The organism is Bacillus sp. JCM 19034, from assembly GCF_001310635.1.
Lineage (GTDB): Bacteria > Bacillota > Bacilli > Bacillales > Bacillaceae_D > Halalkalibacter.
Genome location: NZ_BAXR01000002.1, coordinates 338,166 through 358,271, shown reverse-complemented (window position 1 = coordinate 358,271; position 20,106 = coordinate 338,166). Strand labels below are relative to the sequence as shown.

The 20,106-nt window shown below is 37.1% G+C and carries 18 protein-coding genes, 2 tRNA genes and 3 pseudogenes; 3 read left to right on the top strand and 20 right to left on the bottom strand.

Annotation, left to right across the window (positions count from 1 at the left end; genetic code table 11):
- Positions 1 to 10 precede the first annotated feature (10 nt).
- Positions 11 to 361 carry a spore germination protein gene (locus tag JCM19034_RS23940; protein WP_062047867.1) on the bottom strand — a complete coding sequence of 117 codons (351 nt, stop codon included), beginning with the start codon at positions 359 to 361 and terminating at the stop codon, positions 11 to 13.
- 729 nt (positions 362 to 1,090) lie between these two features.
- Here JCM19034_RS23940 and JCM19034_RS05275 point away from each other — a divergent pair.
- Positions 1,091 to 1,729, top strand: a complete 639-nt coding sequence (locus JCM19034_RS05275) for a DinB family protein (RefSeq protein WP_231686813.1) — start codon at positions 1,091 to 1,093, stop codon at positions 1,727 to 1,729.
- Between the two features lie 648 nt (positions 1,730 to 2,377).
- Here JCM19034_RS05275 and JCM19034_RS05270 read toward each other — a convergent pair.
- The 12 genes and pseudogenes from JCM19034_RS05270 to JCM19034_RS05215 all read right to left on the bottom strand — a co-directional run bounded on the left by JCM19034_RS05270 (position 2,378) and on the right by JCM19034_RS05215 (position 10,827).
- Positions 2,378 to 2,454: transfer RNA gene (locus JCM19034_RS05270), tRNA-Arg, on the bottom strand.
- A 5-nt stretch (positions 2,455 to 2,459) separates the two neighbouring features.
- Positions 2,460 to 2,530 (bottom strand) — tRNA-Gly (locus tag JCM19034_RS05265).
- Between the two features lie 268 nt (positions 2,531 to 2,798).
- Positions 2,799 to 3,308 carry a metallophosphoesterase family protein gene (locus tag JCM19034_RS05260; protein WP_062047865.1) on the bottom strand — a complete coding sequence of 170 codons (510 nt, stop codon included), beginning with the start codon at positions 3,306 to 3,308 and terminating at the stop codon, positions 2,799 to 2,801.
- A gap of 8 nt (positions 3,309 to 3,316) precedes the next feature.
- Positions 3,317 to 3,918 (bottom strand): annotated as a pseudogene (locus tag JCM19034_RS05255) (XTP/dITP diphosphatase).
- An 11-nt stretch (positions 3,919 to 3,929) separates the two neighbouring features.
- Complete coding sequence (rph, locus tag JCM19034_RS05250) at positions 3,930 to 4,667, bottom strand: ribonuclease PH (protein WP_062047864.1); 738 nt, start codon at positions 4,665 to 4,667, stop codon at positions 3,930 to 3,932.
- 140 nt (positions 4,668 to 4,807) lie between these two features.
- Complete coding sequence (locus JCM19034_RS05245) at positions 4,808 to 5,881, bottom strand: GerMN domain-containing protein (protein WP_062047863.1); 1,074 nt, start codon at positions 5,879 to 5,881, stop codon at positions 4,808 to 4,810.
- 356 nt (positions 5,882 to 6,237) lie between these two features.
- Positions 6,238 to 6,663: a PadR family transcriptional regulator gene (locus tag JCM19034_RS05240; RefSeq protein WP_062047861.1), complete on the bottom strand. Its 426-nt coding sequence runs from the start codon at positions 6,661 to 6,663 to the stop codon at positions 6,238 to 6,240.
- Between the two features lie 68 nt (positions 6,664 to 6,731).
- Positions 6,732 to 7,262 carry a hypothetical protein gene (locus tag JCM19034_RS05235; protein ID WP_062047859.1) on the bottom strand — a complete coding sequence of 177 codons (531 nt, stop codon included), beginning with the start codon at positions 7,260 to 7,262 and terminating at the stop codon, positions 6,732 to 6,734.
- 151 nt (positions 7,263 to 7,413) lie between these two features.
- Positions 7,414 to 8,217, bottom strand: coding sequence for a glutamate racemase (gene racE, locus JCM19034_RS05230; RefSeq protein WP_062047857.1), 804 nt, complete (start codon positions 8,215 to 8,217; stop codon positions 7,414 to 7,416).
- Between the two features lie 36 nt (positions 8,218 to 8,253).
- Positions 8,254 to 8,673, bottom strand: coding sequence for a MarR family winged helix-turn-helix transcriptional regulator (locus JCM19034_RS05225; protein ID WP_062047855.1), 420 nt, complete (start codon positions 8,671 to 8,673; stop codon positions 8,254 to 8,256).
- Positions 8,674 to 8,835: 162 nt separating this feature from the next.
- The gene (ptsP, locus tag JCM19034_RS05220; RefSeq protein ID WP_062047853.1) at positions 8,836 to 10,560 is read right to left on the bottom strand and encodes a phosphoenolpyruvate--protein phosphotransferase; all 1,725 of its coding nucleotides are present in this window, start codon (positions 10,558 to 10,560) and stop codon (positions 8,836 to 8,838) included.
- A 3-nt stretch (positions 10,561 to 10,563) separates the two neighbouring features.
- Positions 10,564 to 10,827: a phosphocarrier protein HPr gene (locus tag JCM19034_RS05215; RefSeq protein ID WP_062048135.1), complete on the bottom strand. Its 264-nt coding sequence runs from the start codon at positions 10,825 to 10,827 to the stop codon at positions 10,564 to 10,566.
- A 466-nt stretch (positions 10,828 to 11,293) separates the two neighbouring features.
- Here JCM19034_RS05215 and JCM19034_RS05210 point away from each other — a divergent pair, with 466 nt between their 5' ends.
- The gene (locus tag JCM19034_RS05210) at positions 11,294 to 11,518 is read left to right on the top strand and encodes a response regulator transcription factor (protein ID WP_035342583.1); all 225 of its coding nucleotides are present in this window, start codon (positions 11,294 to 11,296) and stop codon (positions 11,516 to 11,518) included.
- A gap of 216 nt (positions 11,519 to 11,734) precedes the next feature.
- Here the strand turns inward: JCM19034_RS05210 and sdhB are convergent, their stop codons facing one another.
- The 4 genes and pseudogenes from sdhB to JCM19034_RS05190 form a co-directional block, all read right to left on the bottom strand.
- Complete coding sequence (sdhB, locus tag JCM19034_RS05205; protein WP_062047851.1) at positions 11,735 to 12,484, bottom strand: succinate dehydrogenase iron-sulfur subunit; 750 nt, start codon at positions 12,482 to 12,484, stop codon at positions 11,735 to 11,737.
- Positions 12,481 to 14,248 (bottom strand): annotated as a pseudogene (sdhA, locus tag JCM19034_RS05200) (succinate dehydrogenase flavoprotein subunit). The gene sdhB and the pseudogene sdhA overlap by 4 nt, the downstream one beginning before the upstream one ends.
- Positions 14,249 to 14,269: 21 nt before the next feature.
- Positions 14,270 to 14,898 (bottom strand): annotated as a pseudogene (locus JCM19034_RS05195) (succinate dehydrogenase cytochrome b558 subunit).
- Positions 14,899 to 15,346: 448 nt separating this feature from the next.
- The gene (locus JCM19034_RS05190; RefSeq protein WP_062047849.1) at positions 15,347 to 16,696 is read right to left on the bottom strand and encodes a TrkH family potassium uptake protein; all 1,350 of its coding nucleotides are present in this window, start codon (positions 16,694 to 16,696) and stop codon (positions 15,347 to 15,349) included.
- A gap of 121 nt (positions 16,697 to 16,817) precedes the next feature.
- Between JCM19034_RS05190 and JCM19034_RS05185 the strand changes: the two genes are divergently transcribed.
- On the top strand, positions 16,818 to 17,198 hold the full coding sequence (locus JCM19034_RS05185) for a YslB family protein (protein WP_062047847.1): 381 nt from the start codon (positions 16,818 to 16,820) through the stop codon (positions 17,196 to 17,198).
- A 68-nt stretch (positions 17,199 to 17,266) separates the two neighbouring features.
- Here the strand turns inward: JCM19034_RS05185 and uvrC are convergent, their stop codons facing one another.
- The 3 genes from uvrC to JCM19034_RS05170 all read right to left on the bottom strand — a co-directional run bounded on the left by uvrC (position 17,267) and on the right by JCM19034_RS05170 (position 20,101).
- The gene (gene uvrC, locus JCM19034_RS05180) at positions 17,267 to 19,033 is read right to left on the bottom strand and encodes an excinuclease ABC subunit UvrC (RefSeq protein WP_062047845.1); all 1,767 of its coding nucleotides are present in this window, start codon (positions 19,031 to 19,033) and stop codon (positions 17,267 to 17,269) included.
- Positions 19,034 to 19,144: 111 nt separating this feature from the next.
- A complete protein-coding gene (gene trxA, locus JCM19034_RS05175) occupies positions 19,145 to 19,459 on the bottom strand; it encodes a thioredoxin (RefSeq protein ID WP_062047843.1) in 315 nt (104 codons plus the stop codon).
- 228 nt (positions 19,460 to 19,687) lie between these two features.
- Positions 19,688 to 20,101 carry a DUF350 domain-containing protein gene (locus tag JCM19034_RS05170; protein WP_062047841.1) on the bottom strand — a complete coding sequence of 138 codons (414 nt, stop codon included), beginning with the start codon at positions 20,099 to 20,101 and terminating at the stop codon, positions 19,688 to 19,690.
- Positions 20,102 to 20,106 lie beyond the last annotated feature (5 nt).

Here is a 20,106-nt window from a genome sequence, read left to right as displayed (position 1 = left end):
AGTAATTCGTCTACAGAAGCGACTTTTTTCCTTGAGAATGATAAATAACCGCTTCAAATAATTGATCCTTTATTTCACTCTTGCTCTTTTTTAAGTCATTATTATTTTGCTGATCTGTTAGAGCTAGCATGGGTTTTATAATGTGACTGTTAATGCTGTCCTTATTTACTAAACTCGCTAAATAGATAACCATTATTTTTTGGTTTCCTAGTATTTCAAGTTCACGTTCGTTATAATCAAGATCTTGCCCTATAATATCTTTAATTTCTTTCACACTATTTTTTAATGTAGGATCAATGCTCTTTTTTTGTTTATTCACATACTTTATGGTCTTTTTCCACTGTCGCTTTTTTCTAAACATCGCTCGAAAAACTCCTCATGGAAAATGATCTAACCTATTTACGCATATATAAATAGGTTAATCGTATTGTTACTTAACTTAGCTCATTCTATGCATTCCTTTTTAAAACTTCTTCTTTATACACAACCTTTACGTTATTTTTCTAAGTGAGTACAGCATATTATTCGAAGAGGTACTTTAAAATTATAGGAAACCGATACGAATCATCGTGGTGCTAACTTGTTTTGGAGAGAAAGAATGGGGAAAAAGCCCTTCACACATTTGTGAAGGCTTTTTAAGCTAGACTCTCAGATGATAATTTAATACGGATTATTTCAATCCACACTTCCTTTGCAGGTCGTGACCTTTTCTACTAGTAATAATATACATCTTCACTTAAAAAACGCTTAATTTCTCATTCAACAGAACCGAGTAATCATGCATATGACAGGGATTACGGATCATTAACATCCGTTTAGTATTATGGAAACTTCGACCAATAAAACAATTTGGAGGGTTTTCATTATTCAATATTCTTATCTATCAACAAACAGCCTGTAGCTCATTAATACAGAGGAAAATAAATATTTTATAATTGAACAAATAACCCCTATCATATTGTTGTTAATGCAGGAATTATACATTGCCTAATTGAAAATATTAATTATCAAATCATGGGAGAATTAATCTTAATGGACATGAAGCAGAGAAGGATTTGGAATGAAAACCATAAAAAATTAAAAAGAGCACATGAAAAAAGCTGAACAACATTCAGAGGCAGTTAAATTATTTCAATCTCAGCATTCTTTACTACACTCTTCCTCTATGACATATACTACTGATGTCACTCTAGAAGATGCCGTGTTGAAAGATTTGGATGAAGAATCATTTAGAAAGTATCCAGTTACTAATCCTGATACAAAAAACTCTATTGTCTGGCATTTATGGCATATCACTAGGATTGAGGATATATCAATGAATATTCTAGTAGCTAATGACCAACAAGTATTAAATGCTAGAAATTGGCTTGAAAAAATGAATATTGATTACACCCATTCAGGGAATGATATGAGCCAAAAGGACATTGCAAAATTAAGTTCAAATATTAACCTTCATTCATTATTAGCATATAGAGCATCTGTAGGAAAGCAAACACAAAGAGTTATATCCTCCTTAGAACCTGGACAATTTAAGATGCAAGTTGACCCAGCTAGAGTTAACAGATTATTTGATGAAAACGCAGTAATGCAAAATTCTAAGTGGTTAGCTGACTACTGGAGCAAAAAAGACATTGCAGGTTTAATATTGATGCCCGCAACAAGACATATTTTTTTTCATTTAAATAAATGCATCCGCATTAAGGATAAACTTAATAGAAAAAAAGGATAATTAACATCTAGATTACATTGCTGATATATTAGTTTAGCATCACAGGACATAGGCATTCAAGAACCTTGTAATTTCGCTCGCTAGGATGATATGGGGGCTGCCAATTCTAAAGCATACTGTTTATTTTCTTCTAATATATCAACAACAGTAACTTCTGCACCTACTATTTTGATAAAGGAACTGTTTTCTGCCATTAGAGCCACAAAGATGGGCAATTACTTTGCGGAGAAGTTTTCAAAATACTGTATATTTTTTTAGTTGTGATTTAGGATTTTCTTATATTTACTTAGCTTTGCTTCTAGATGTCCAATATGTCCGACACTCCCAAGCTTTTTTATTTTGAGTGGTTTAATCATTCATCATCTATACCTCCCTCATAAAAAGAATTTTGGTTCTTTCTTTGGACCCGGTTACACTCTTCTGCTGAATACCTCTCTAAGTCTCTGCCACCTTTCTTGTCTTAACATATTCAACAAAGATGACCTTTATCATAGTCAGACTACCTCCTCCAGTAAATAAACTAGGAGGTTAGAACCTTTAATTAATATTGTAGATATAAAAAAAGATGCTCCCACAGTATTCTAATCTGCGTTAGCATCCCTTATTTGTCCAAAACCCTTTCATATCAAGGGTTAAAGTGTTATGTAATGGCGTCCCAGGAGAGATTCGAACTCCCGACCGACGGCTTAGAAGGCCGTTGCTCTATCCTGCTGAGCTACTGGGACATAAAAGCGGGTGATGGGAATCGAACCCACGACATCAGCTTGGAAGGCTGAGGTTTTACCACTAAACTACACCCGCATACGGACTACATTTTTCCTCTTTTGTTTTTCATGTCTCTTCCTCTTCCAGTATCGCTTTGATGTATACTGCGTCGAGACAACTCGCTAGCTTTTCATTGATGTCTTGCTCGTGGCTGAGGTTTTACCACTAACCTACACCCGCACAGTTTTTCAGCGACATCTATAAATATACAGCCCTATAATCAAAAAGTCAACCTTTTTTTCAATTTTTTTATTCGTAAGGAACTACGTAAAGTTTCGTTTTACGTAGCTCCTTCTCTTACTCTTTAATCATAAACCTTTGTTAACTCTTCAACAATTTCTCCGTCTGTTTGTTGATGAAACGTCACAGTCGTTACATCATTTATGCGTTCACAAATGGCATAAGTTTTTGTTCTTCCGCCAAGAGGAAGTTTAATACTTCCCGGGTTAATATAAATCACTCCATTTTGTTCAAAGGATGTTGCAATATGTGTGTGGCCAAAACAAGCAATTGCTGCTCCCATTTCTTCAGCACGATAAGAAAGTCGATCTGTTGTCAATTTCACATTATATAAATGCCCATGAGTAATATAAAAACGAACACCTTTCACGTCTTCTTTGATCTCATTGGGAAAATCAACTCCAAAATCACAATTCCCTTTAACTACATTTGCATCTTTTAACACTGGATGATCTTGGTCTAACTCTGAATCACCACAATGGTATACCACATCAACCTCGTCGCGATGACGGTCAATGATTTCCTTTACTTCATTCGTCCAGCCGTGGCTATCACTTAAAATTAATGCCTTCATTTTTACACCTACTCTTCATTCCATTCATGTTCATGAGCAAATAATTGTTCAATGGCCTTTGCTCGATGACTTCTACTATTTTTCTCTTGAGGACTTAACTCAGCCATCGTTCGTTGTAAATCCGGCAAGAAAAATATCGGATCATAACCAAAACCATTCATTCCTGACTTTTCTCTTATGATATACCTTCACAGTCGCCCTCATAAATCAATGTAGCTTTGTTCGGTCTAGCCACAGCAATTGCACAAAAAAAACGTGCTGTCCGATCGCCATTAGGAACGTGCTCTAATTCTTGAAGAACTTTACGAATGTTCGCTTCATCATCTTTCGCTAATCCTGCATACCTTGCAGAGTAAATCCCTGGTCGACCGTCTAGAGCATCAATGATCAAACCTGAGTCATCCGCGATTACAAGTTTATTTAGCTTTTGACTTAAAGCCTCTGCTTTTATTGCTGCATTTTCAGCAAAGGTTTGACCGTCCTCTTTAATATCAGGAATGTCTGGATAATCCTTTAGCGAACGTACAATCCACTCATTTGATGGAAATAGTTCGCGAAATTCACGTACTTTCCCTTCATTTGTCGTAGCAATGATTACTTCTTTTTTCATCTGTTTCTCCTTTATTTAAAACGTTCTGCCACGTGTCCTAACGCTTCTTTTTGTGCAATTAATAACCTATCTATACCTAACTCTGCTAATTCTAGCATCTTATGTAATTGTTCTTTTGAATACGTTGCTTCTTCACCCGTTCCTTGTAATTCAACAAATTGATGTGAGCCAGTCATAACGACATTCATATCAACTTGTGCAGTGGAATCCTCAACATAGTTAAGATCTAGAATTACCCCATTCTTTTCCTCAATTCCAACCGAAATCGCAGCTAAATAATCTGTAATCGGCCATTCTTTCACCTTTTTCGTAGATATCGCTTTCTCCATTGCTAATGCAAGAGCAACAAATGCACCTGTAATAGAGGCCGTTCTTGTTCCACCATCTGCTTGAATGACATCACAATCAATCCATACCGTACGTTCACCTAATTTGTTGAGATCAATAATTGATCGAAGAGCTCTTCCAATGAGACGTTGAATTTCCATCGTACGCCCCGTCACCTTCCCTTTCGAAGACTCACGAATCGTTCGCTGCTCTGTTGCTCTTGGTAGCATAGCATATTCAGCTGTTACCCATCCTTTCCCTTGCCCACGTAAGAATGGTGGAACACGCTCCTCAATACTCGCGGCACAGATCACCTTTGTGTCTCCCATTGATATAAGCACTGACCCTTCAGGATGTTTTATGTAATTCGTATCAATGACAATCTTTCGTAATTCATTTGCTTGCCTACCATCGTTTCTCACAAGCGAACCTCCTATGTACTCAAACTTTCCCAACTGCTATTAAAGTAACAGCAAGAAGGTGATTCAAGCGGAATCACCCTAATTCACCTTTATCTTTTTATTATAAAGAAGTTTCTATACCTCGTCCAACAAATCACTTATTAATATGCTCCAAAATTATATTGTTCTGGTCTAGATACATGCTCGATCGATTGACCAGATTCATTTAAAACATTTCCTTCCCCTTCAACCTCTATCGCTACTTGTTCAACGCCTTCCTGTTCCGTTAACGTTAAAGCAAGCATATCTAAGACATCAGAAGAAATGGCTGTAGATTGTAGTTGACTTAAAATGTTTTCATTAAAATTCAAAGTCACAACACCATTTTGATAGTGAGGTTCTTCTAACAATTCTACTCCTTGACGTAAATCAGTTAATAGCGGAGATTCAAGCGCTGGACCTTTTATTAGTTCATTTACGGCTGTCTCAAGCAGTTCTCCTTCCATTTTCACTCGTCTAGTAACTGGTACATAATAAGTGTTGTCCCCATTTTGTGCAAGGAAGTAAAGGGTCACCCCTTTACTATTTACCATATCTGCTAATCCACCCGTCTCAATGTTAATTCCATCTGCACGACTAACACCTTCACCTATTGGGGTTCCACTGATCGGCATCGTTTCTTGTAGATGGCCATTTACTTTTATCTGTACTTTCTCAACATTTTCAAATTCGGTTAAAGTCCATGTAATTGCTTGAAGAATTTGCTGTTCTAATTCTGGATTATATTCATTAAATTCATTTGAAAAGTCTGCAATAGCGATACCCTCTTCTAAATGAACATCTACCTCTGTACCAGCAGGTATAACTGCACTAAAACCACTCGGTAATAGATTCGTAACAGGTCCACCATCAACTAAATATTCAAGAGATTGTCTTAGCACACTTTCTGTTTTCGGTAAATTTAATGTTTGCGGAACGACCATCCCGTTTTCATCAATTAGATAGAGCTTTCTAGTGACCTGATCTAAGTCATCTGTTTCATTTTCATCAATTTGCTCATTATCTCCTTCTGGTTCTTCATAATCTGATGGATCGGGTGTTTCTTCTTCATGATTACTATAATCAGTAGGTGGTATATCCATTTCATTAACGCCATTATTTGCTCCGAATGAGCATGCCGCCATTAATAATATAAATAAAACACTATATAATCCCTTCATTAACCTACTTCGCATTGTTTTCCCTCCTAAGATAGTTTGTACTACATGTATACGAGCTATCTCATACTTTAGACCAAAAATATAAGAAAAAACTTATAAACGTTTTGGTCTCAGTACTTGTAACAAGGGGAGGGCTTTTAAAAATCACCTTTATCGTTATCGTCAGGAAGAGGATGGATTATTTGTTCTGGACAGATTTTATGAGTGGATTTACAGTGAAAGGCACAGTTCTCCTTTCGTAAAAAGTAGAATCCTATTGTTATAGGTCCTGCAAGCCTTTCATTGTGGAACGTACCCAATTAAGCTCCGCTTGATAGGTGGAAATTCCATTTTTTAAAATAGACTCCCACAAAAATTTTTCTTTTGCTGTTCTACTTCTTTTCCATGTTTTTTTGAAGTACTTCACTTTCATATAGAGCCAATCTCTCTTCAAGCTGCTTACCATATTGATTGAGTTGACTAAGAATCTGTTCCGTTGGTAATCGATCTGACCATGAAAGCTGGACTAAGAGTTTATGTCTAATAGGGGGAATTTCAGTAGGCTCCATTACCCAATCATACAATGCCTTTTTGCCTTTTTCGGTTGCATGAAAGATTTTTTTGTTAGGGAGGTCTTTCTGATAGACAAATTCTTCCTTTACCCATTCGTCTTTTTTCATTTCATCAAGCGTTCGGTATATTTGACTATGCGTTGCACTCCAGTAGAAATTTACACTTGCCTCAAACATTTTTTTCAAATCATAACCTGACATTGGCTCCATATCAATAAAGCCTAGCATCGCGAACTTTAAAGACATTCGCTCACCACCTCAAACTTCTTTTTGTGACGTTTGTTTGACTATCATTATACACACAAACCATTATTTTAAATCATATATTTCTCGGTAAAGAGTTTCTTCAAGCCTTCCTGCTCTTCTATACAATGCTTCCTCCATGGGGAAAGACCTCCTGACCATGAGGATAATAACTTCTCGAATGCACTATAAAACTGGATACCGATCGTTAACCGAATATTCGTATCTTCCGAATCTATGCTTTCAAAATCAAAAAAACAATGAGTATTACTTTTACTATCAATCTCTTTCCAGGGCAGTTTAATTTTTATATGAGACGGTGTTGAATTGTAACGAATTCTTTCATTTTCAATAACTTCTGAGACAACATATTTATGTAGAGCGGTTTGATTACTCACAGACTCCAAACAATCTAAAATAGAACCAACTTCTAATTGATTTCCCTCCCTTAAAGTAAGGTATTCATGATCCTTTGATATCTTTTGATAATACTTCGATAAACGATTACTGACGAAAAAGTCAAATACTTGATCAACACTCACTGGAACACGAATAATATGCTGAATAAACACTGTATTTTTCAATTCAGGTAATGGCCTCACGATTTACCAACTCCTCAAGTTTTATAGTCCACTTGTATACTATGTGATATTGTATTATCAAGTATTTGATTTATAGCAACAACGCAAATTAAAAAAGCCGCTGCATGAAAAGGATAAAACCATCCTTCATGCAGCGGCATGCCTTCAAATCCTATTTAGAGCCCAGTGAAACTGTCTCAACGCGTTCAATACTAACCTCAAGCCATTGATCTGCTAATACTTTGAAACGCTCAGCATTACCAGTTGTCAAAAAATGATGAACTGGAATACGTTCAGCAGTATAAAGCAAATTCTTGTGATATAGTAAGCTACTTACTTCACGAGCTGCTTCAGCACCCGATGAGATAATGTTGACATGCTCACCAATCGATTGACGGATCACATCTAGTAATAAAGGATAATGAGTACAACCTAGAATTAACGTATCAAACTCGCGACCTTTTAATTCTTTTAATGTCTCATCAACCGTTCGTTGTGCCTCTTCGCCAGTAAATATCCCTCTTTCCACTAAAGGGACAAAGCCCGGACAAGCTAGGCTATCGATCGTAATCGTACTTTTTATAGAATGAAGTGCTAGTTCGTAAGCTTTGCTTTTGATTGTTCCTTCTGTTCCTAGTACAGCTACGTGGTCATTTTTCGTTACCTTTAATGCACTTAACGCTCCAGGATGAACAACACCAATTACAGGAATTGACAGCTTTTGCTTCACTTCCTCTAGTACAACGGCTGCAGCTGTATTACAGGCAATTACTAGCATTTTCATCTTTTCTGCCTCAAGTCGCTGAATCATTTCCCAAGTAAACGATCGCACTTCATCGGGTGTTCTAGGTCCATATGGACATCTAGCAGAATCACCTAAATAGACAATCTCTTCCTTAGGCAACTGTCTCATGATCTCTTTTGCTACTGTTAATCCGCCTAAACCAGAATCTATAACACCAATTGGTCTTTCCAACAATCTTCCCTCAATTTCTGCTTTATCGTAATAGTTTCATTTTTCATGTAATACAAATAAGCTTTTCTCTAAATAATCAACTTCATCCTGTGTAAATTGTGATAATACTGATTCTAAATAATCCTGTCTCTTATTAATGACCTCTTTAATTATCACACGACCTCGGTCTAATAATTGTATCCGAACCACCCGTCGGTCCTGTGTATCCTTCACTCGTTGAACGAGCTCGTTCTTTTCCATTCGGTCTATTAGATCGGTTGTCGTACTACAGGCTAAATACATTTTTTGCGATAATTCACCAATCGTCATATCGCCATATTCATTTAACCATTGCAAAGCAATAAACTGTGGCGGGGTAATAGGAAATTGCGTTAAGATTTCACGACCCTTTTGTTTAACGATATCTCCAATTCTTCTTAATGAGCGTTCAATATCCTCAATTTGACGATCGTCCACCTTACGCACCACCTCAATTTTATCCTTAAATTAACCCACCTTACATTTTCTCTTTTTTAGAACGATTTTCAATCGTCTTTTTTTGACAATTATTTGAACTGTTAATTCTTCAAGTATTAAAAAGAGACAAAAGCTGTACACTTCTGCCTCTTTGATAAACGTTTATTCAACCGAATGTAATAATTCTTTTACTTTTCGTTCAACCTCTTCTGCAGTATCCATATAAAGCATATCATTAGCAAAAGACTGTAACTCTTCCTGTGATAGTGATAACAACTGACTTCTAGCTGGTAAAATTGATGTCGCACTCATGCTAAATTCGTCTAACCCTAATCCTAATAATAATGGGATCGCTACTTCATCACCAGCCATTTCACCGCACATGCCAGCCCACTTCCCTTGCTTATGCGCTGCGTCAATCACCATCTTAACAAGTCGCAGTATAGCTGGGTGATATGGTTGATATAAGTAGGAAACACGTTCGTTCATACGATCTGCAGCCATTGTATATTGGATTAAATCATTCGTTCCAATACTAAAGAAATCAACTTCCTTTGCAAATAGGTCAGCCGCTACTGCTGTTGACGGGATTTCTACCATCATTCCTACTTCAATATCGTCTGACACTTGTACCTGTTCTGCAAGAAGCTTGTCTCTTTCTTCAGCTAGCATCGCTTTAGCTGCCCGTAATTCTTCAAGTGTAGCAATCATCGGAAACATGATTTTCAAATTACCAAAAGAACTCGCTCGTAATAATGCACGTAGTTGAGTACGGAATATATCCTTTTCTTCTAAACAAAGTCGAATCGCACGAAAGCCAAGGAATGGATTCATTTCCTTAGGAAGATTTAAATAAGAAAGTTCTTTATCGCCACCAATATCAAGCGTACGAATGACTACTGGCTTTCCTTCCATCTTTTCAACCACTTCTTTATACGCTTCAAATTGCTCTTCTTCCGTTGGAAGCTCAGTACGATCCATGTATAGAAATTCAGTTCGATATAAACCGACACCTTCGCCGCCATTTCTAATTACGCCTTCAACGTCTTTCGGAGTCCCGATATTAGCAGCAAGCTCAACATGTTTGCCATCTTTTGTTGTCGTTTGTTCATTGACTAATTTAGCCCATTGTTCCTTCTGCTTTAGAAAATCTTCACGTTTCTTTTCGTATTCGCGAAGCTCTTCATCTGTTGGATTAATAACAATGTTCCCATCAATACCATCAACAATGACAACATCACCCTGCTGTGCTTTTTTAGTAATCAATTTTGATCCTACAACAGCTGGAATTTCTAATGACCGAGACATTATTGCTGAATGTGATGTACGCCCGCCTATATCGGTTGCAAACCCTTTTACAAACTCCGGATTAAGCTGTGCGGTATCTGACGGTGTTAAGTCTTCAGCTATAATAATCGTTTCTTCTGAAATCGTAGCGAGTGACTTGACTTGAACATTTAACAAAATTCCTAAGACGCGCTTTGATACATCTCGGATATCAGCAGCACGTTCCTTCATATATTCATTATCCATACCTTCAAACATTGTAACAAACATCGAAGATACTTCATTCATCGCGTATTCAGCATTTTGCTGTTCTGTATTAATTTTATCTTTAACAGCATCAACGAGCTCTGGATCACTTAACACAAGAATATGAGCAGCAAAGATTTCTGCTTTATCTGCTCCTAAGTCTTTTTCTGTTTTATCCTTAATTTCACTTAACTCCGATATTGCCTGCTTTAGTGCAGCATCGAAACGTTTTACTTCCTCATCTGCATTCTCGACTTTACGTAGCTCGACAGATAAATCCGGTTCTTGGTGTATAAAAGCCTTAGCAATCGCAACACCGGGAGATGCTGCGATGCCAGTAAGTTTTAAATGCATTTGTTATTCTCCTAACCCTTCCTTAATCACTTCTTCGATAGCTTGTAGTGCTTCTGCTTCGTCAGAACCTTCTGCTTTAATTGTCACTTCTGCACCTTGACCTACTCCTAAAGACATTACGCCCATAATTGACTTTAAGTTAACAGATTTCCCTTTATATTCTAAAGTGAGATCAGAAGAAAATTGACCTGCTTTATTTACTAGTTGTGTTGCTGGACGTGCATGAATTCCTGTTTCAGCTGTAATTTTAAATGTTTTTTCTGCCATCATTAATCAACCTCTCTTTTTATAATTTCATTATCCTTAACAGTATGTGCAATTTTTAGATTCTCTCTCATAACTAAATGCTCTTTAGCTACACGTTTATGCCTAAAAAACAGGCACAAGTAAGAATATGATGCATAAAGAGGGATACACTTATCCCGTTATAGCTCATACACTGTCTTACTTATGCCTGATCTTGTCAGTAACACGTAAATAGAGTGTAACCTTCTATGTAGTTTAACAACCTTTGTTTCATTGCACACAGTTTAAAGTGAATCTTAAAAGTAGTATAGCATAATAAAAAAAATAAATTTCAACTATTTCAATTAAAAACACGTTAATTTAAATTCTATCTACACATAAGTGCACACGTCAATTTATAAATGACATATACTATTGAGACTAAAACCTTCATAATACGCGGGGATTGACCCTAAGCTCTCAGCCCGAGCAAGAAGGAGTGAACTCATTGAAAGGAGCAGAATTCGGACCTAAACCCTTGCTTACAAAAAGAGAACGCGAAGTATTTGAATTACTAGTTCAAGATAAGACTACAAGGGAAATTGCTCAGCAACTCTTTATAAGTGAGAAAACTGTAAGAAACCACATATCGAATACGATGCAAAAGCTTGGAGTCAAGGGGCGCTCTCAAGCTGTTATTGAACTCATTCGACTAGGGGAGCTTGAAATATAACCACAATTTACCTTTCTCATGTTTTAGTCACAGATACTCTCTCATAACGGGGGAGTATCTGTTTTTTCTTTAGAGTCAAAGCTCCTCAGGTAACGGTTATTAACATAACTGAGTACATAATAAAAATAATTTTAAAAAATCCGAACTAATTCAAATTCAGCTTAAGAATTTTGAATCAACGTTCGGATTTTTCTTTTCTTGTCTCTTTGTTACTTATTATGCACCGAAGAAGTTCTTAAATGATTGCAAGGTTGTTGAACGGTTTAACGATGCAATCGACGTAGTTAGTGGAATTCCTTTCGGACATGATTGAACACAGTTTTGCGAGTTACCACAGCTAGCTAATCCACCTTCACTCATTAATGCTTCTAGACGCTCTTCCTTATTCATCTCACCTGTTGGGTGTGCATTAAATAAGCGTACTTGCGACAATGGAGCAGGTCCGATGAAGTTCGATTTACTATTAACATTTGGACATGCTTCTAAACAAACACCACAAGTCATACATTTCGATAATTCGTACGCCCATTGTCGCTTCGACTCGGCCATTCTTGGGCCAGGTCCAAGGTCATACGTTCCATCAATCGGAATCCATGCTTTTACTTTTTTCAATGAATCAAACATTCTACTACGATCTATTACTAAATCGCGTACAACAGGGAAAGTTTTCATTGGCTCTAAATGAATCGGTTGCGTTAATTGGTCGACAAGTGCGGTACAGGATTGACGAGGCTTCCCGTTAATAACCATCGAACAAGCACCACAAACTTCTTCTAAACAGTTCATATCCCAGGCGATTGGTGTCGTCTTCTCCCCCTTAATATTAACTGGGTTGCGACGAAACTCCATCAATGCCGAAATAACATTCATGTTAGGGCGATAAGGTACTTCAAATTCCTCTATATAAGGAGTACTGTTTTGGTCATCTTGTCTCGTTACTTTAAAATGGATTTTCTTTTCACTCATGATTTAACAGCTCCTTGCTTCTTTTGAGAATAGTCACGCTTACGTGGCTTAATTAATGATGTATCAACATCCTCATACGAAAATTCAGGACTCTTAGTAGTAGGATTATACTTCGCCTTCGTCGTCTTCAAGAATTCTTCATCATTACGCTCAGGGAAGTCCGGCTTATAATGTGCCCCCGGCTCTCATTACGATGATAAGCTCCCAATGTAATAACACGAGCAAGGTTCAGCATTCCTTTTAACTGTCGTGTAAAGGAAGCTCCTTGGTTACTCCATCTAGCTGTATCATTGATATTAATATTTTGATAACGCTCAAGTAACTCTTGAATCTTCTCATCTGTTTGTAGAAGTTTATCATTGTAACGAACAACTGTTACATTATCAGTCATCCATTCACCTAATTCTTTATGAAGCATGTACGCATTTTCTGTACCATCCATACTCATAATATCATCAAAACCTTGCTGTTCCTTCTTCACCTCATCTTCAAATAATGAAGACGGCATTGCATCAGCTGACTTTTCTAATCCATTAAGATAGTCAACTGCTTTCGGTCCAGCAACCATTCCACCATAGATAGCAGATAGTAAAGAATTGGCCCCTAAACGGTTTGCACCATGCTGAGAATAATCGCATTCTCCTGCTGCAAACAAGCCTTGTATATTTGTCATTTGATCATAGTCAATCCACATTCCACCCATTGAATAGTGAACCGCAGGGAAAATTTTCATTGGTACCTTACGTGGGTCATCGCCCATGAACTTTTCATAGATTTCAATAATTCCACCAAGTTTAATATCCAACTCTTTCGGGTCTTTATGTGAAAGGTCAAGGTAAACCATATTCTCACCATTAATACCCAGCTTCTGATTTACACAAACATCAAAAATTTCACGAGTCGCAATATCACGAGGTACTAAGTTCCCATAAGCAGGATATTTCTCCTCTAGGAAATACCATGGTTTTCCGTCTTTATATGTCCATACACGGCCACCTTCACCACGGGCAGACTCACTCATTAAACGTAGTTTATCGTCACCAGGAATCGCAGTTGGGTGAATTTGAATAAATTCTCCATTCGCATAGTATACGCCTTGTTCATATAGCTTTGCCGCTGCATAACCAGTGTTAATAACCGAGTTTGTCGATTTCCCAAAGATAATACCAGGACACCTGTTGCCATAATGACCGCATCACCAGCAAAACTGCGAATTTCAGAAGTACGTAAATCCTGTGCCGTAATCCCACGACAGATTTGATCATCATCAACGACAGCTGATAAGAATTCCCAGCCCTCATATTTTGTTACAAGACCACTTACTTCGTGTCTTCTAACTTGTTCATCCAATGCATATAAAAGCTGTTGACCAGTTGTCGCCCCTGCAAAAGCGGTACGGTGATGCTGAGTACCACCAAAACGTCTAAAATCTAGTAACCCCTCTGGTGTACGGTTAAACATAACACCCATTCGGTCCATTAAATGAATAATCCCTGGAGCTGCTTCTGTCATCGCCTTTACTGGTGGCTGATTCGCTAAAAAGTCTCCTCCATAAACCGTATCATCAAAATGTTCCCATGGTGAATCCCCTTCACCTTTTGTATTAACTGCTCCATTAATTCCACCCTGTGCACAGACCGAGTGTGAACGTTTCACTGGTACAAGCGAGAAAAGATCGACTGGTACTCCCTTTTCCGCTGCTTTAATTGTAGCCATTAATCCAGCTAATCCACCACCAACAACGATGATTCTCCCTTTACTCATGATTGACCCACTCCTTATTTCTTATATGTTTGCTAAATCCGGATTAACGAACGCCAGAATAGCACGAATTCCAATAAACGTTAATGCAAAGAAAATTGCCATTGTCACATATGTTGCTATTCTTTGTGAGCGTGGAGTGACTGTTATTCCCCACGAAACTGCGAAAGACCATAATCCGTTTGCAAAATGGAAAGTCGCAGCAAGAACTCCAACTATATAGAAAGCAATCATAAACGGATTGCTAAAAATATTAGCCATCATGTCAAAATTAACTTCAGTTCCTAGAGCAGCTTGAACTCTTGTTTCCCACACATGCCATGTAATCCAAATAAGTAAGAAAACACCCGTCCATCTTTGAATACGGAACATCCAGTTTCGGAAAAAGCCATAACGTGCCGTATTATTTCTTGCTTGAAAGGCAATAAATACACCATAAATAGCGTGATAAAGCAATGGAACAAAAATAATGGAAATCTCTAAAAATAGCGAAATGGTAAACTTTCCATAAAGTGTGCAGCTTGGTTAAATGCACTAGCACCACGTGTAGCAAAATGATTAATAATAAGGTGCTGAATTAAAAAAATACCTACAGGAATAACTCCAAGCAACGAATGAAGCTTACGATTAAAATACTCTCGATTACCTGACATACTAAATTCCCCCCAAAAAAGTTCCTATCCATGTCTTATTATGTTGTGTTTTCTCTGATTACTCTATTAAAAAACTATGACATTATGAATCTAATCCGAGAAAACTGACAGGTTAATTGTACTCTTATCCCCGCTATTGGTCAAGAAAACGGATACAACTTTTCATTCATGCTGAGATTAAATATACCTTATAAAACTAAGCTATCCTCATGCAAAATTCTCTATATTAATGCGAAGTAATGTACAAATGGGGAAGAAGCAGTTAGACGAAGTGAGTAACGTGGAAAGAGTGGGAAATGGAGAAAGCCACTACTTACTTCGAAGGAGGACGCCAGTATCACCTACAGTAACTAGACAAAATAACGTAAAAACGCCTTTGAGAATCAACTTCTCAAAGGCGTTTTGTCTACAGTCTGTGCACTGAAAAGTCATTTTCAGTAAAACATGTTTACCCGATAATAATTCGCTCTGTTGGATACTTAAAATAGCTTTTTTGTTCTTTTCGTCTAATTGAAAATAAGAATGCAAGTAAACCTACTCGTCCTATAAACATCAGCATCATTAAGATACCTTGACTAGCTAACGATAAATCAGCAGTAATTCCCATCGATAACCCACACGTTCCGAAAGCTGAGGCCGTTTCAAAAATAATCGCCATTAATGACAAGCGTTCTGTTCCTTCAAACGCAACGATTAACGTAACGGCAGCAAATAGCATGACGAGAAAAACAGATAGGACAATAAATGCCTTTTGCTTATCTTCTGAATGAATTTGGCGCCCAAACACTTTCACATCTTCTTTCCCTTGGGCGAAGCTTCGAATCGTGAGAAACATAACTGCTATCGTTGTCGTACGTATTCCTCCACCTACACTTGAAGGACTTGCACCAATTATCATTAAAAACGAGATAAACAACAGCGTTGCCATATGTAATTCAGACACATCCATTGTTGCTAAACCACCGCTTCTTGCTGTTGCGGAATTAAACACTGCATTAAATAACTGTTCATGCCAATGTAAACCGACGTAATAATGACCACTTTCTAATGCCCATATTCCAACTACTCCAATGACAAATACGGCCAAAAAGGTTATCGTTGTTATTTTCGTAAATAAACTAAATTTAAAGTTTGGGTTTTTATTCGATAAAAACTCACGTAATTCTAATAAAACAGGAAAGCCAATTGCCCCAGCGAAAATAAGCAAAATAACAACAAGCTGAACATAATAGTCATCTGCAAACGGAATAAGCGATTCTCCCGTTACGTCAAATCCGGCATTTGTAAATGCACTTAAACTTGCAAATGCCCCTTGATAATAAGCTTGTGCGGGAGTATCAAAATAACGTAAAAAATAAGTACCTAGTATAAGTGCTCCAACTAACTCAATCAGAATTGCGACAATTAAAATTCCTCTCATTAAATTAACTAGTCCCGAAAAGTGATTTTGGTTTTGGTCCACCATAATTAACATTCTTTGCGAAAAATTAATTTTACGACCAAAAAGCATCCATACAAATGTACCCATTGTCATAATACCAATACCACCAAGCTGAATTGCTAAAGCTAAAAAAACAATTCCGATATAATTAAACGTTTCTGATACATTAATGACAGTTAACCCAGTAACACTAACAGCACTTACAGACGTAAACAGAGCTTCTGAATAAGATAGCTCTACACCTGGTAAATGTGAAATTGGTAAATACAACAGAACACTAAATAATATCATTGCTGCAACATATGATATAAGTATAACGCGAAAGGGTGTTAAGAATAGATTTCTGCCAGACTTCATTTTTTTACCTCCATCTACAATACGCGATTAAGTATACCATTTTGAAAAAAAGCATGCTAGAAGTGCTAGAGAAATATTACATTACAGCATATAATAAAAAAGGAGAGAGGTGCTTACATAGATGGATGAAATGAATCAATTTGGATATAACTTAATTCGGAACGATGTATTAAAAGACGTATTAGGGAAAGAGCATGATCAGATTTTATATTGGATAGGAAAATCGTTAGCACGTAAATATCCAATAGCAACAATGGAAGAGCTACCAGAATTCTTCTTAAAAGCCAATTGGGGGAATCTTACGTTAGAAAAGGAAAAAAGAAACCTATATATATACCTTTTAAGCGGAGATTGGATGGGTAAAACCGATACACGCTGTTATCAGCTTGAGGCAGGGTTTTTAGCACAACAATTTGAGATGTGGGAAAACCGCGGCGTGGGAGTTACTCCTTCTGTCCAACGGTCTTCAGTTAAATTCGAAATTGAAATGGACCGATTATAATACGCTTACTTTTAATCGCTAATTACGTTCATTTATCAATAAAAAAGAACAACTAACGCTTTGTAACCTTAGTTGTTCTTTAATGTTTCAACGATCTCGTTTGCTACAGAAGCAGGAATTGATAACGCCATGAAATCATCAACCGTAGCTTCTTTCATTTTCTTTACGGAACCAAAGTGTTTTAAAAGCACTTTCTTTCTCTTCTCACCGACACCAGGAATGTCGTCTAGTATTGATTGAAAAAGTGATTTAGAACGAGTTTGTCTATGAAAGCTAATTGCAAAGCGATGAACTTCATCTTGAATACGTTGTAATAAATAAAATTCATGACTATCACGCTTTAATGGAATGACCACTGGTGGGTCTCCCATTAGTAATTGAGACGTTCGATGCTGATCATCTTTTGCTAAACCACACACTGGTATGGTTAATCCAAGTTCATCTACAATAACCTCTTGTGCTGCACTAATTTGACCTTTGCCACCATCAATGACAATTAAATCTGGTAAAGGGAGCTCCTCCTTCAATAATCGTACATATCTCCTTCTAACAACCTCTCTCATCGAGCCATAATCATCAGGACCTTTTACTGTCTTAATTTTGTATTTTCGATAATCTCTTCGACTAGGCTTACCGTCTAGAAAAGTAACCATCGCAGATACTGGGTCTACACCTTGAATATTAGAATTATCAAATGCTTCAATTCGATAAGGGGTAGCTATGTTTAAACGCTCGCCAAGTCGCTCAACTGCTTTAATTGTTCGTTCTTCATTAATTTCGATCAACGCAAATTTTTCGTTTAGGGCTACTGTTGCATTTTGGTTGGCTAATTGTAAGAGCTCCTTTTTCCTTCCTCTTTGAGGAGAATGCACAGGTATTTCTAATAGCTGCCCTAATAATTCTGAATCTACCTCAGACGGTACAATGACTTCAGCCGGCTTTAAGTGCTCTTTTTTTAAATAAAATTGGCCAATAAATGTCATTAAGTCATCTTGTTCCTCTTGATAATAAGGGAAAATTGAAACATCACGTTCAATAAGCCGACCTTGTCGAATGAAAAAAACTTGCACACACATCCAGCCTTTATCAAATGCAAAGCCAAAAACATCTCGATCTAGTCGATCTGAAATCGCCATTTTCTGTTTTTCCATGACTACTTCCATATGACTTAATGTATCGCGTAGTTCCTTCGCACGTTCGAAGTCTAATTCTTCAGAGGCTTTTAACATCCGCTCCTTTAATTGCTCCTTCACCTCTTCGTGTCCAGAGCGTAAAAACTTACTTATCGCTTGCACCATCTCCTGATTATTTTCAGTCGATATTTCATTGACACAAGGTGCTAAACATTGTCCTATATGATAGTATAAACAAACTTTATCCGGAAGAACTCGACATTTACGCAGTGGATAAATACGATCTAATAATTTCTTTGTTTCAGTCGCTGCCCCTGCATTTGGATAAGGACCAAAATATTTACCACCATCTTTTTTCACTTTTCTCGTAATGATTAATCGCGGATGCTCCTCATTCGTTACCTTCAAATAAGGATAAGATTTGTCATCTTTTAGCATGACATTATATTTCGGATCATGCTTTTTTATTAAATTCATTTCTAAGATAAGTGCTTCAATATTGGATGATGTAACGATATATTCAAAATCAGCAATTTCACTAACAAGTCGCTGAGTTTTACCATCATGCGTACCTGTAAAATAAGAGCGAACACGATTTTTTAACGATTTTGCCTTTCCTACATAAATAATCGTTCCTTGCCGATCTTTCATTAAGTAACAGCCGGGTTCCCCTGGTAATACAGCTAGTTTATCTTTTATCATTAATAAAACACCTCCCTTTTAAGAGTCGGATATGTTCCTTATAATTATATCCTCTTAGAAAAAGCGTCTAAAGAGGGATGCCTCTTTAGACGCCTTACACGTTTTTTTAGATTATGCGTGTTTGTTTAATAATTCGGCTAATGCATCTTTCGGCTGAAAGCCAACAACTTGGTCAACAACGTCACCATCTTTAAAAACAAGCAATGTCGGTATGCTCATGACATTATATTTTCCTGCTGTTTCTTGGTTGTCATCAACATTTAATTTAACGATTTTAGCTTTATCTCCCATTTCTGAATCAAGCTCTTCTAGTACGGGTGCAATCATTTTACAAGGTCCGCACCAAGGAGCCCAAAAGTCTACAAGAACGACTCCTTCACTTGTTTCAGAAGAAAATGTTTGATCAGTTACATTTACGATAGCCATTATATTGCCCTCCTCATCGTATTTCTTTACTTCATGACTAGTATAACATTACAGGTCACCGAGCGCGAATATGTTGCTCAATTTTATTCTACCCGAACTATGTATGAGAAAAACGTTTTCACGCTTTTCTCATAATAAAAACACATAAGCAATCCCTGCTAATATAAAGGCCGCACAGCAGACATACAATATTTTCATTAATGTTTCCATTAAGAGAGCTCTCCTTTATTATCTCGCAATGATACTTGCCCCAATTACATAAGATAAGCCGATTGATAATAGCATCGCAATTAATCCTACTGCTCGATTATCACGTTCTATTTCTTTGTCAACATGAAAGCTTGGGGTTAAAAATTCAAACACAAAATAACTAATTAATAATAAAACAAATCCAAATGCACCCCACCCTAGCATCGTGAACAAAGAATCGGAATGTTCGATGGAATGGCGGAAAATATTGACTACGCCAAATATTTTCCCTCCTGTTGCCATTGCAACAGCTAAATTACCCTTCTTTATTTCCTTCCAATTGCTATAACGTGTCACTAATTCAAATACACCTAAAAACAAAATAAGTGCCAAAACAGACACACTATAATAAGCGGCTGTTCGTACAAATTCATATTCAAATAAGGTGTCCATCTTTT

Bases quoted from the DNA above. Each gene is read 5' to 3' on its own strand.
- uvrC (WP_062047845.1), bottom strand. From the start codon at position 19,033: ATGATAAAAGATAAACTAGCTGTATTACCAGGGGAACCCGGCTGTTAC.
- JCM19034_RS05275 (WP_231686813.1), top strand. From the start codon at position 1,091: ATGAAAAAAGCTGAACAACATTCAGAGGCAGTTAAATTATTTCAATCT.
- JCM19034_RS05190 (WP_062047849.1), bottom strand. From the start codon at position 16,696: ATGAAGTCTGGCAGAAATCTATTCTTAACACCCTTTCGCGTTATACTT.
- JCM19034_RS05170 (WP_062047841.1), bottom strand. From the start codon at position 20,101: ATGGACACCTTATTTGAATATGAATTTGTACGAACAGCCGCTTATTAT.
- ptsP (WP_062047853.1), bottom strand. From the start codon at position 10,560: ATGCATTTAAAACTTACTGGCATCGCAGCATCTCCCGGTGTTGCGATT.
- sdhB (WP_062047851.1), bottom strand. From the start codon at position 12,484: ATGAGTGAAAAGAAAATCCATTTTAAAGTAACGAGACAAGATGACCAA.
- JCM19034_RS23940 (WP_062047867.1), bottom strand. From the start codon at position 361: ATGTTTAGAAAAAAGCGACAGTGGAAAAAGACCATAAAGTATGTGAAT.
- trxA (WP_062047843.1), bottom strand. From the start codon at position 19,459: ATGGCTATCGTAAATGTAACTGATCAAACATTTTCTTCTGAAACAAGT.
- JCM19034_RS05245 (WP_062047863.1), bottom strand. From the start codon at position 5,881: ATGCGAAGTAGGTTAATGAAGGGATTATATAGTGTTTTATTTATATTA.
- JCM19034_RS05260 (WP_062047865.1), bottom strand. From the start codon at position 3,308: ATGAAGGCATTAATTTTAAGTGATAGCCACGGCTGGACGAATGAAGTA.
- JCM19034_RS05185 (WP_062047847.1), top strand. From the start codon at position 16,818: ATGGATGAAATGAATCAATTTGGATATAACTTAATTCGGAACGATGTA.
- JCM19034_RS05240 (WP_062047861.1), bottom strand. From the start codon at position 6,663: ATGTCTTTAAAGTTCGCGATGCTAGGCTTTATTGATATGGAGCCAATG.
- JCM19034_RS05215 (WP_062048135.1), bottom strand. From the start codon at position 10,827: ATGGCAGAAAAAACATTTAAAATTACAGCTGAAACAGGAATTCATGCA.